Here is a 12,005-nt window from a genome sequence, read left to right on the forward strand (position 1 = left end):
CGCTGAGCACCGACTCCACCGCGACGACCGCGTCCCCCTCGGGGGCGCGGTCTCGCGTCGTTCTGGGGGTCGCTGGCGGCATCGCGGCCTACAAGGCCTGCGAGATCCTGCGCCGGCTCACCGAGTCCGGTCACGACGTCACCGTCGTCCCGACCGCGGCCGCCCTGGAGTTCGTCGGTGCCCCCACCTGGTCGGCGCTGTCGGGCAAGCCCGTCTCCGCGCAGGTCTGGGACGCCGTCCACGAGGTGCCGCACGTGCGCATCGGCCAGGAGGCCGACCTCGTCGTCGTCGCCCCGGCCACCGCCGACCTGCTCGCCAAGGCCGCCCACGGCCTGGCCGACGACCTGCTCACCAACACGCTGCTCACCGCCCGCTGCCCGGTCGTGCTCGCCCCGGCCATGCACACCGAGATGTGGGAGCACCCCGCCACCCAGGCCAACGTGGCCACCCTGCGCTCGCGCGGCGTCCTGGTCATCGAGCCCGCCGAGGGCCGGCTCACCGGCAAGGACTCCGGCAAGGGGCGCCTGCCCGAGCCGGGCGAGATCGTCGAGGTCGCTCGCGAGGTGCTGCTGCGCGGGCGCGGCGCCGCCGACCTCGCCGGTCGCCACGTGCTGGTCAGCGCCGGCGGCACGCGCGAGTACCTCGACCCCGTGCGTTTCCTCGGCAACCGCTCCTCGGGTCTGCAGGGCTGGGCGCTGGCCCGGGCCGCCGTCGCGCGCGGCGCCGAGGTCACCCTCGTGGCCGCGAACGTGGCCCTGCCCGATCCCGCCGGGGTGAAGGTGGTGCGGGTCGAGACCACCGCCGAGCTGCGCGCCGAGGTCGTCTCCGCCGCGGCCGGCGCCGACGCCGTCGTCATGGCCGCCGCGCCGGCCGACTTCCGGCCCGCCGCGCAGGCCACCACCAAGATCAAGAAGGCCGACGACGGCTCCGCGCCGTCGATCGAGCTGGTGCAGAACCCCGACATCCTGGCCGAGATCTCCCACGAGCGCGTGCGCGCCGACGCGGTCATCGTGGGGTTCGCCGCCGAGACGGGCGACGCCACCGGCGACGTCCTGACCCTCGGGCGCGCGAAGCTCGCTCGCAAGCGGTGCGACCTGCTCGTCGTCAACGACGTCAGCGGCGGCGCGGTCTTCGGCAGCCCCGAGAACGAGGCGGTCATCCTGGGTGCCGACGGTCGCAGCGTCGCCGTCCCGCGCGGCACCAAGGCCGCCGTCGCCCACGCGATCTGGGACCAGGTCGTCGCCACCTGGTCCTGACCCGGTCTCCTCGGTCGTCCCACCCGGACGTCCCATCCGGACGGCGTGTCGGCCACGAACCCGTGACCGGTTCCGCCGATCGCACCGGTCGTCGAAGCCCTGCGCAGCGCCCGTTAAGGTAGCCGCAGTCCCCGCCCAACGAGAGTGAGAACCCGTGTCCGGACGTCTGTTCACCTCCGAGTCGGTGACCGAGGGTCACCCCGACAAGATCGCGGACCAGATCAGCGACTCGGTCCTCGACGCCATGCTCGAGCAGGACCCGCACGCCCGGGTCGCCGTCGAGACGCTGCTGACCACCGGCCTGGTCGTGGTCGCCGGCGAGGTCACCACCACCGGCTACGTCGACGTCAAGCAGATCGTGCGCGACCGCATCCTCTCGATCGGCTACGACCACTCCGAGAAGGGCTTCGACGGCGCGAGCTGCGGCGTCATGGTCGCCATCGGCGGCCAGTCGGGCGACATCGCCCAGGGCGTCGACACCGGCTACGAGTCGCGCCTGGAGGAGTCCGTCGACGCGATGGACAAGCAGGGCGCCGGCGACCAGGGCCTCATGTTCGGCTACGCCTGCGACGACACGCCCGAGCTGATGCCGCTGCCGATCAAGATCGCGCAGACGCTCGCCGAGCGGCTCTCGGCGGTGCGCAAGGACGGCACGCTGCCCTACCTGCGCCCCGACGGGAAGACCCAGGTCACCATCGAGTACGACGACGAGAACCGCCCGGTGCGCATCGACACCGTCGTCCTCTCCACCCAGCACGCCGACGACATCGACCTCGCCACCGTGCTCCAGCCCGACATCAAGAAGCACGTGATCGACCCCGTGCTCGCCACCTTCGACATCCCCTCCGAGGGCTACCGGCTGCTGGTGAACCCGACCGGCCGCTTCGTCGTCGGCGGCCCGATGGGCGACGCCGGTCTGACCGGACGCAAGATCATCGTCGACACCTACGGCGGCATGGCCCGCCACGGCGGCGGCGCCTTCTCGGGCAAGGACCCCTCCAAGGTCGACCGCTCGGCCGCCTACGCCATGCGCTGGGTCGCCAAGAACGTCGTCGCCGCGGGCCTCGCCCGTCGCTGCGAGGCCCAGGTCGCCTACGCGATCGGCAAGGCCCAGCCCGTCGGCGTCTTCGTCGAGACGTTCGGCACCGGCACCGTGCCCGATGAGCAGATCCAGCGCGCCGTCCTCGAGGTCTTCGATCTGCGCCCCGCCGCGATCATCGCCGACCTCGACCTGCTGCGTCCGATCTACGCCCGCACCGCCGCCTACGGCCACTTCGGCCGCGAGCTACCGGAGTTCACCTGGGAGCGCACCGACCGCGCCGAGGCGCTGAAGGCCGCGATCGGGGGCTGAGGCGGCTGCCAGTTTCCCCGGCTGACCGGGGAAACTGGCACATAGTGGGCGAAGTTTCGCCCACGAACATCAGGTTTCCCCGGCTGACCGGGGAAACCTGCAGCCTGTCCCCGCCGCCTGATAGACAACCCGGCGTGACCAGCGACGCCGGAGCCCCGCAGCAGGAGCTGCCCGGGATGGCGCGTGCCGGCGTCGCGCAGTCCCGGGCGAAGGCGGCGGCCACGCGGGAGCGGCGTCTGGTCGAGGCCGAGCCGGCCGAACGCGATCCGATCGCGCGGGTGCTGGTCGACGTCGGCCCGGCGCACCTCGACCGGGTCTTCGACTACGTCGTCCCGGCCGCTATGGACGCCGAGGCGCGGCCCGGCGTGCGGGTGAAGGTGCGGTTCGCGGGCAAGGAGGCCGACGGCTTCCTCCTCGAACGCACCGCCACGAGCGACCACACCGGCCGGTTGCAGAACCTGCGCCGCGTCGTCAGCGGTGAGGCGGTGCTCGCGCCGGAGATCGCAGCCCTCGCGGCCGAGGTCGCCGAGCGCTACGCCGGCACCCGCACCGACGTCCTGCGTCTGGCCGTCCCGCCCCGGCATGCGACGGTCGAGAAGGAGGAGCCGCTCGCGCGGGTCGAGGTGCGCTCCGACCCGGCCGAGGCCGCGGCGGCCTGGGCCGACCACGAGCACGGCGGAGCTTTCCTGCGCCGGCTGGCCCAGGGGGCGGCGCCGCGAGCGGTCTGGAACCCACCGCCGGGCGCCGCCTGGCCGCAGCTGCTGGCCCACGCGGCGCTCACCGCCCGCGGCGGCGTCGTCCTCTGCCTGCCCGACCACAAGGACGTCGCGCGCGTCTCGGCCGCGCTGACGGCGCTCGCCGGCCCCGACAGCCACGCCGTCCTCACCGCCGACACCGGCCCGGCCCGGCGCTACAGGGCGTTCCTCTCGGTGGCCCGCGGCGCCCGGCGCATCGTCGTCGGCACCCGCGCGGCCGCCTTCGCGCCCGTGCACGATCTCGCGCTCGTCGCGATCTGGGACGACGGCGACGACCTGCACGCCGAACCGCGCGCCCCCTACCCGCACACCCGCGAGGTGCTGCTGCTGCGCGCCGAGGCCGCCCGGGCGGCGGTGCTGATCGGCGGGATGAGCCGGTCGGTCGAGGCCGACCACGTCGTGCGGGCCGGCTGGGCCCACGACCTGCTGCCGACCCGCGCCGCCGTCCGCGCCGTGCGGGTCGAGGTCGCCGGCGCCTCCGACTTCGATCTCGCCCGCGATCCGCTGGCCCGCGCCAGCCGGATGCCGCGGCAGGTCCACGACCTGATCCGCGACGCCCTGGCCGTGGGCCCGGTCCTGGTCTCCACGCCCCGTCGCGGCTACGCCGCCTCGTTGGCCTGCGAGCGGTGCCGGACGCCGGCCCGGTGCGCCGCCTGCGCGGGCCCGCTCGCGCAGACCGGGCCGACCACGCCGCCGTCCTGCCGCTGGTGCGGCACGGCCGAGCCCGCCTGGCGGTGCGGCACCTGCGGGCACCGCGGTCTGCGCGCGCCGGTGGTGGGGGAGTCGCGCACCGCCGAGGAGCTCGGCCGCAGCTTCCCCGGCGCCGCGGTGCGGATCTCCGGGGGCGAGCACGTGCTCACCGAGGTGCCCGACCGGCCCGGCATCGTCGTGGCCACCCCGGGCGCCGAACCTGTGGCCGTCGGCGGCTACGCCGGCGTCGTCGTCCTCGACACCTGGCTCAGCCTGGCCCGCACCGACCTGCGCACCGACGAGGAGGCCGTGCGCCGATGGAGCGCGGCCATCGCGCTCGCGCGGCCCGGCGGGCGGGCGGTGCTCGTCGGCGACCCCGCCCACCCGGCGCTCCAGGCCCTCGTCCGGTGGGACCCCGCCGGCTTCGCCGCACGCGAGGCCGACCAGCGCCGTGAGGCGCACCTGCCGCCGGCGTCCCGGCTGGCCACGATCACCGGCAGTCCCGGTGCGGTCGACGACGTCCTGGTGCTGCTCGAGGCACCGGAGGGGGCGGAGATCCTGGGGCCGGTGCCGATCGACGAGGAGACCTGCCGGGTGGTCGTCCGGGTGCCGCGGGCGCGGGGGAGCGCGTTGTCGCAGTCACTGGGTGCGGTGCAGCGCAGCCGCGCCGCGCGCAAGCTCGACCCGGTGCGGATCCAGGTCGATCCGCCTTCTCTAGACTGACGCCTGCACCGACCGGTGCACCGACCGTCGCGGCGCCTTCCGCCGCACGCACCCCGCCACCCATCCCGCTATCCATCGAGGAGCGACACAGCACGTGGCCGTCCAGCCCATCCGACTCTTCGGAGACCCGGTGCTCCGGCGCCCCGCCGTCGAGGTCGTCGACTTCGACAAGGAGCTGCGCCGTCTCGTCGAGGACCTCACCGACACCATGCTCGCCGCGCCGGGCGCGGGCCTCGCGGCCCCGCAGATCGGGGTCGGCCTGCGGGTGTTCACCTGGAACGTCGACGGCCAGGTCGGCCACCTCGTCAACCCCACCCTCACCCTGTCCGGCGACACCCAGGACGGCCCCGAGGGCTGCCTGTCGATCCCGGGCCTGACCATCGACTGCCTGCGCGCCCGCTCGGTCGTCGCGCACGGCTTCGACATGCACGGCGAGCCCGTGGTCATCCAGGGCGACGACTACCTGGCGCGGGCGATCCAGCACGAGACCGACCACCTCGACGGCGTCCTGTTCGTCGACCGGCTCGATGCCGAGGCCCGCAAGACCGCGATGAAGGCGATCCGCGAGGCCGAGTGGTTCGGCCTGGACGGCGCCCCGCGCACCCCCACCATCAAGCTCAGCCCCCACTCCACCGGCGGAAAGGCCATCTGATGCGCGTCGTGTTCGCCGGCACCCCCGAGGTCGCCGTCCCGGCCCTCGACGCGATCGCGGCCTCCGACCACGACCTGGTCGGCGTCGTCACCCGTCCCGACGCACCGGCCGGGCGCGGTCGCAAGCTGGTGGCCAGCCCGGTCGCGCTGCGCGCCGAGGAGCTCGGCGTCCCGGTGCTCAAGCCGGAGCACCCGCGCGACCCGGAGTTCCAGGAGCAGCTGAAGGCGCTCGCACCCGACTGCTGCCCCGTGGTCGCCTACGGCGCCCTGCTGCCGCAGTCGGCCCTCGACATCCCGCCGCTGGGCTGGATCAACCTGCACTTCTCGTGCCTGCCCGCCTGGCGCGGGGCCGCGCCGGTGCAGCACTCGCTGTGGGCGGGCGATGAGATCACCGGCGCCACCACCTTCCGCATCGTCAAGGAGCTCGACGCCGGCCCGACCTTCGGGGTCATGACCGAGCGCATCCGCGACACCGACACCGCCGGCGACCTGCTGGGGCGCCTGGCCGAGGGCGGCGCGGGTCTCCTGGTCGCCACGCTCGACGGGCTCGCCGACGGCAGCATCGAGGCACGCCCCCAGCCCGAGGACGGCGTCAGCTTCGCGCCGAAGATCCTCGTCGACGACGCGCGCGTCGACTGGAGCCAGCCGGCCGCCCTCATCGACCGGCAGGTGCGCGCCTGCACCCCGGGCCCGGGTGCCTGGACCCTCTTCGAGGGCGAGCGGTTCAAGGTCGGCCCGGTCGTCCCCGTGCTCGAGGCGCCCGCGCTGCCCGCCGGTGAGCTGGCGGTCGGCAAGAACGAGGTGCTGGTCGGCACGGGCACGGTGCCGGTGCGTCTGGGCCAGGTCAAGGCGTTCGGCAAGAAGGAGATGGGTGCCGCCGACTGGGCCCGTGGGGTGCGGGTGGAGAGCGGCGCCCGCTTCGGGGAGGCCTGATGGCCCCGGCGGCCGGCGATGGGCGGCCGGCCCGCCCCGACGACGTCGACGCCGTCTGCCGCAGCCTGCCCGAGGTCGTGTTCGGCACCTCCTGGGGCGATGTGCCGACCTATCTCGTGCGCGGCAAGGGCTTCGTGCGCTTCCGGGCCCCGCGGCACGACGCGGTCGACCCGGTGAGCGGTGAGATGTACGACGACCTGGTGGTCATCGAGACGCCCGGCCCCGCCGAGCGCGATGCGCTGATCGGCGACCCCGCCACCCCGTTCTTCACCATCGAGCACTTCCGGCGCACCCGCTCCAACGCCGTGCTGGTGCAGCAGAGCCGCCTCGGCGAGATCACCCTGGCCGAGCTGCGCGAGACCCTCACCGACGCCTGGGCCTCCCGCGCCCCGAAGACCCTGGTCCGCGGACACCGTGGCGACGTCTGAGCGGGGTGGCCGCCCCGAGCCGGGACGCCGTCCCAGCGGCGGCGGACGCCCGGGCGGTGGCGGCCGGACGGTGCGGGTCGACCCGGCCCGACTGGCCGCGTACGAGGCCGTGCGCGCGGTGCGCGTCGACGGCGCGTACACGAACCTGGTGCTGCCCTCGATCCTGCGTCGCCACGGGCTGAGCGGACGCGACGCGGGCTTCGTCACCGAGCTCGTCTCGGGCTCGGTGCGCGGTCAGGGCCTCTACGACGCCGTGCTCACCGCCTCGATCGATCGGCCGCTGCGCAAGGTCGAGGCGGCCGTCGTCGACGCGCTGCGACTCGGCGTCCACCAGCTGCTGGCGATGCGGGTGCCGCCGCACGCCGCCCTCTCGACGACGGTCGATCTCGTGCGGTCGATCTCGGGCCCCGGTGCCGCCGGTTTCGCCAACGCCGTCCTGCGCCGCGTCGCCCAGCACGATCTCGACGCCTGGATCACGCAGGTCGCCGACGACGCCGACCCGACCCGCCGGCTGGCCACCGCCACCAGCCACCCGATCTGGGTCGTCAACGAACTGCGGCAGAGCCTGGGCGGGGCCGCCGAGGAGGAGCTCGAGGCGCTGCTGCGCGCCGACAACGAGCCGCCCCGCGTCACCCTGGTGGCCCGGCCCGGACGCGTCACCCGCGACGAGCTCGGCGGCGAGCCGACCCCGTGGTCGCCCTACGGCGCCACCCTGGCCGGCGGAGACCCCGCCGCGGTGCCGGCGGTGGCCGAGGGACGGGCGGGCGTGCAGGACGAGGGCTCGCAGCTCGTCGCCCACGCCGCCGCCACCGCCTCGCTCGACGGCGCTCCGGGAGCCGCGGGCCCCGACCGCACCTGGCTCGACCTGTGCGCCGGCCCGGGCGGCAAGAGCGCGCTGCTGGCGGGCCTCGCCGACGCCGCGGGCGCGCGACTGGTCGCGGTGGAGAAGCAGGTGCACCGGGCCCGGCTCGTGGCCCGCAACCTCGACGGCGCCGCCGGGGTCGCGGGCGTGCTCGCGGCCGACGGTGTGCGCCCGCCGTTCCGTCCCGCGAGCTTCGACCGGGTGCTCGTCGACGCTCCCTGCACGGGCCTGGGTGCGCTGCGGCGGCGCCCGGAGGCGCGGTGGCGGCGGCGTCCCGACGACCTCCTCCAACTCGTGCTCCTCCAGCGGGCCCTGGTGAACTCCGCCCTCGACCTCGTCCGGCCCGGCGGCGTCGTCCTCTACGCCACCTGCTCGCCGGTGGTCGCCGAGACCGCCGAGGTCGTCTCCTCGCTGCTCGCCCAGCGTGACGACGTCTCCCTCGGCGACCTCACGCCCGTGCTCGAGCCGCTCGGCATGACCCGCGTCGAGGGCAGCCTGCCGGGCACGGTGCAGCTGTGGCCGCACCGGCACGGCACCGACGCGATGTTCATGGCGCTGCTGCGCCGCCACTGAGATCACGCGCTCACTGAGGGTGGGAGGAGGCTCGGATGTCGGTGCGCTCGAACGACGTCTTCACGGTCGGTCACAACTCCGGTCCCACCGGACATCTCTGAACATGGATGACATCACTGCAGCGTTCACCGCCTGCTGGGAGCGCGATGCCCCCAGGGTCTTGGGCTATGCCCACCGGCACATCGGGGCGGACGAGGCGCCGGATGTCGTGGCCGAGGTCTTCCTCGTGGCGTGGAGACGGTGGGACGAGGTGCCGGACCCGCCCATCGGATGGCTGATCCGCACGGCCTCCGGCGTGCTGCGCAATCGCCTCCGGAGCACTCGCCGAGCCGTCCGTCTGACCGATCGGATCGCGCTCCTGGACGCCGTGGCGTCGACCGGACCGGACACCGCGGACGCGGTCGTCAGGCGAGCTGAGGCGATCCAGAGGCTCGCTGCCCTGCCCGACGACCACCGCGAAGCGGTCCTGCTGGTCAGCTGGGACGGCTTGAGCATGGAGGCGGCAGCAGAGGTCGCCGGCGTGCGGCCCGCTACCTTCCGCAAGCGCCTCAGCCGAGCCCGAGAACGCCTGCAGCGCGAGGAGTCGCCGCTCCCGCCGTCCACCCCTGCCCTGTCGTCGCTCCATCTGATCACCCGGGAGTCGCTGTGAAGATCGACCTCGATGACGTCGGCGCGATCCGCCCCGACCTCGAACCACTCCATCCCGTCCGGTCGGCGGAGACGCTGAACGCGATCCTGCGTACGGAACGGGACAACCGCCGGGCCGTGCTCCGACCGCCACGGCGTCCGTGGGCCGCCGCCGGTGTCGCGCTGGTGCTGACCCTCGGAACAGGGACCGCCGTCGCGGCTGCCGGGAGCGGCTGGGTGGGTGCGCCGTTCGCCGAGGTCTTCTCGCCCTGGCTGAGCTGGCCGGACGGTACGGGCGCCGACCCCACTGCGGCAGTTCGACGGGCGTCGGCGCCCGGGCCGGTCGGCACCGTCTTCAGCGTCCTCACCACCGAGGACGACGGAGGAGGGTGTCGCACTGCTGTGTTCGAGAGCGAAGCCAGCGCTACGGCGTCCGAGCCCACCGAGTTCACTCCGGCGTACGGCGACTGGTGCGCTGACGGACCCTCGGGATCGGACTTCGGCACGGTCGGGGTCGACAGCGGCCCGATGGCCGACGGCTTCGTGGTCTCGGCCGGCGAAGCCGTCCGCGCAGAGGTGACGGCTCCCGATGGCCGGACCTTCCCGGCACTCCTCGTCGGCGGGGACTTCTGGGGCTGGTTCCCGACGGGCTCCCACCCGACGTTGGTGGCCTATGCCGTCGACGGGGCGGTGGTCGGCACGATACGCCTCTGACCTCCCGACGATCGCCGGTGCAGCAGCCCGCCACCGTCCACCCACGGCCTAGGGTGGCGGGGTGGCCAGCTCCTCACCCGCGATCGAGATCGAGGTCGACGACCGCGTCGTGCGGGTGAGCAACCCCGATCGGGTGTACTTCCCGGAGGTCGGCCTGACCAAGCTCGACCTCGTCGAGTACTACCTCGCGGTCGGGCCGGGCATCCTCAACGCCCTGTGGGAGCGGCCCTGCATGCTCCACCGCTTCCCGAAGGGCCTGGCGGGGGAGAAGGTGCACCAGAAGCGCATCCCCGCGGGCGCACCGCCCTGGGTGGAGACCGTGCAGCTCCACTTCCCCCGGTGGAACCGCACCGCCGACGAGCTGTGCGTCACCGAGCTCGGTGCGGTGATCTGGGCAGTGCAGATGTCGACCGTGGAGTTCCATCCCTGGAACAGCCGCCGTGCCGACACCGAGCGCCCCGACGAGTGGCGCATCGACCTCGACCCCGGCCCGGAATGCGACTACGCCCGGGTGCGTCGCGTGGCGCACGTCGTCCACGAGGTGCTCGACGAGCTGGGCGCCGTCGGGTACCCCAAGACCAGTGGCAGCAAGGGCCTGCACGTCTACGTGCGCGTGCGGCCCGACCACGACTTCACCACGGTGCGCACCGCAGCCCTCGCGTTCGCCCGCGAGGTCGAGCGGCGGGTACCGGACGACGTCACCACCGCCTGGTGGCGCAAGGACCGCGACCCGGCCGCGGTCTTCGTCGACTACAACCAGAACGCCCGCGACCACACGATCGCCGCCGCCTACTCGGTGCGCGGGCTGCCCGACGCCCGGGTCTCGGCGCCGATCCGCTGGGACGAGGTCGACGATGCCGACCCGCGCGACCTCACCGTGCTCACCATGCCGGCCCGGTTCGCCGAGCTCGGCGACCTGCACGCCGACATCGACGACCACGTCTTCGACCTCGCGCCGCTGCTCGCGTGGGCCGAACGCGACGGTCTGGAAGCCGACGCCGTCGAGACCGAGGAGGACGCGTGACGACCTGGGACGACCTCAACCGCCGGCTCGTGGGCGCCCTGCTCGCCCTCGACCTCGACGACATGCTCACCATCGGCGAACCGGCGCCGACGCCCGTGCGCACCGGACTCCTCCGCCGACGGACGCCGTCCGGCCCGCGTCGGTGGGTCGCCGCGACCGCCGGCCAGACCGTGCTCGTGCTCGAGGTGGTCGGGTCGACCAGCTTCGGCGGCGACTGGGCGATGACACCCGAGCAGGAGCAGGCGCTCGAGCGTGCGGGCTGGGAGCGGCCCTGGTCGGAGGAGATGCGCACCTGGATCCGCGACGTCCCCGTGCTCGACGCGCCCCGCGCGGCCGTCACGCTCGTCAAGGCCCTGCGCCTGCTCGACCTCGACGTGGAGACGCTGGAGTTCGCGCTCTCCCACGAGGAGTCCTGAGCGCCGCCGCGCATCCGGCTCCCAGGATCCTCACAGGATCGTCTGCCTACCGTCGGGGTATGACCCCGCCGACCCTCGCCACGCTCCTCGCGCGACCTGTGCCGGTCGTGATCAACCCCCGCTCGCGCCGCGGTGCCGCAGCACAGCCCGCGCTCGACGCCGGCCTGCGCGCCGCCGACGTGACGCCCGTCTTCGTTGACCCGGGCGACGACCTGCGCGCCGCCCTGACCGAGGTGCTCGCCGACGCGCCGCCGCTCGTGCTGGTCGGCGGCGGCGACGGCACCATCGGCTGCGCGGCCGATCTCGTCGCGCACACCGACACCGTGCTCGGCGTCGTCCCGCTCGGCACCGCCAACGACTTCGCCCGCACCCTGGAGATCGATCCCGACCCCGTGCGGGCGATCGAGCAGCTGCTCACCGGCCGGATCGTCGACGTCGACCTCGGCCGGGCCGGCCGCTCGGCCTTCCTCAACGTGGCCTCGCTCGGTTTCTCGGTCGCGGTCACCGAGCGGCTCACCGCCCGCTCCAAGAAGCACCTCGGGCCGCTGGCCTACCCGTGGGCGACACTGCGGGCCTACCGCTCGGCCGGTGCGTTCTCCGCCCGCCTCCACTTCCCGGACGGCGACCACCCCGACCTCGAGCTCGACGGCCTGCTCCAGATCGCGGTGGGCAACGGCGTCCACTACGGCGGCGGCAACACGGTCTCGCCCACCGCCTCGGTCGACGACCACCTGCTCGACGTCTACGCCATCGAACGCGGCCGGCTGCGCGAGCACCTCTCGATCGCCCGACTGCTGCGCGACGGCAGCCTGGTCGAGCATGACCGCGTGCACCACGTCGTCACCCGCCGGGTGGCGATCAGCACCGACGAGCCGATGCCGGTCAACCTCGACGGCGAGATCGCCGAGTCCAGTCCGCTGACCTTCGAGGTCGAGCGCAACGCCGTCCACGTCGTCGTCCCGGCGCACTCGCGGGCCGCGCGCTACGACGGGTGAGGCGTCC

The 12,005-nt window shown here is 74.2% G+C and carries 12 protein-coding genes; all 12 read left to right on the forward strand.

Translation table 11 applies throughout. The features are described from left to right. The first annotated feature begins 2 nt into the window (after positions 1-2). Positions 3-1,256 (forward strand): bifunctional phosphopantothenoylcysteine decarboxylase/phosphopantothenate--cysteine ligase CoaBC, encoded by a 1,254-nt coding sequence (gene coaBC / locus ABD671_RS17270; RefSeq protein ID WP_344735018.1) that lies wholly within the window; start codon positions 3-5, stop codon positions 1,254-1,256. A gap of 154 nt (positions 1,257-1,410) precedes the next feature. Then, positions 1,411-2,607, forward strand: coding sequence for a methionine adenosyltransferase (metK, locus tag ABD671_RS17275; RefSeq protein ID WP_344734681.1), 1,197 nt, complete (start codon positions 1,411-1,413; stop codon positions 2,605-2,607). Between the two features lie 134 nt (positions 2,608-2,741). Beyond that, positions 2,742-4,775 (forward strand): primosomal protein N', encoded by a 2,034-nt coding sequence (locus tag ABD671_RS17280; RefSeq protein WP_344734682.1) that lies wholly within the window; start codon positions 2,742-2,744, stop codon positions 4,773-4,775. A gap of 94 nt (positions 4,776-4,869) precedes the next feature. After that, positions 4,870-5,427, forward strand: a complete 558-nt coding sequence (def, locus tag ABD671_RS17285; protein ID WP_344734683.1) for a peptide deformylase — start codon at positions 4,870-4,872, stop codon at positions 5,425-5,427. Continuing rightward, positions 5,427-6,359 (forward strand): methionyl-tRNA formyltransferase, encoded by a 933-nt coding sequence (gene fmt / locus ABD671_RS17290; protein WP_344734684.1) that lies wholly within the window; start codon positions 5,427-5,429, stop codon positions 6,357-6,359. Before def ends, fmt begins: the two co-directional genes overlap by 1 nt. Further along, entirely contained in the window at positions 6,359-6,787 is a 429-nt protein-coding gene (locus ABD671_RS17295) for an MmcQ/YjbR family DNA-binding protein (RefSeq protein WP_344734685.1), read from the forward strand. The genes fmt and ABD671_RS17295 overlap by 1 nt, the downstream gene beginning before the upstream one ends. A gap of 70 nt (positions 6,788-6,857) precedes the next feature. Continuing rightward, positions 6,858-8,222, forward strand: a complete 1,365-nt coding sequence (locus tag ABD671_RS17300; RefSeq protein WP_344735019.1) for an RsmB/NOP family class I SAM-dependent RNA methyltransferase — start codon at positions 6,858-6,860, stop codon at positions 8,220-8,222. A 103-nt stretch (positions 8,223-8,325) separates the two neighbouring features. Beyond that, positions 8,326-8,871, forward strand: coding sequence for an RNA polymerase sigma factor (locus ABD671_RS17305; protein WP_344734686.1), 546 nt, complete (start codon positions 8,326-8,328; stop codon positions 8,869-8,871). Further along, positions 8,868-9,563 (forward strand): hypothetical protein, encoded by a 696-nt coding sequence (locus tag ABD671_RS17310; protein ID WP_344734687.1) that lies wholly within the window; start codon positions 8,868-8,870, stop codon positions 9,561-9,563. The genes ABD671_RS17305 and ABD671_RS17310 overlap by 4 nt, the downstream gene beginning before the upstream one ends. Positions 9,564-9,624: 61 nt before the next feature. Continuing rightward, a complete protein-coding gene (gene ligD / locus ABD671_RS17315) occupies positions 9,625-10,587 on the forward strand; it encodes a non-homologous end-joining DNA ligase (protein ID WP_344734688.1) in 963 nt (320 codons plus the stop codon). Next, positions 10,584-11,003, forward strand: coding sequence for a TY-Chap domain-containing protein (locus ABD671_RS17320; RefSeq protein WP_344734689.1), 420 nt, complete (start codon positions 10,584-10,586; stop codon positions 11,001-11,003). The genes ligD and ABD671_RS17320 overlap by 4 nt, the downstream gene beginning before the upstream one ends. Before the next feature lie 59 nt (positions 11,004-11,062). Further along, the gene (locus ABD671_RS17325; RefSeq protein ID WP_344734690.1) at positions 11,063-11,998 is read left to right on the forward strand and encodes a diacylglycerol/lipid kinase family protein; all 936 of its coding nucleotides are present in this window, start codon (positions 11,063-11,065) and stop codon (positions 11,996-11,998) included. Positions 11,999-12,005 lie beyond the last annotated feature (7 nt).

Origin of the sequence: Nocardioides fonticola, assembly GCF_039536805.1 — a bacterium.
Taxonomy (GTDB): domain Bacteria; phylum Actinomycetota; class Actinomycetes; order Propionibacteriales; family Nocardioidaceae; genus Nocardioides; species Nocardioides fonticola.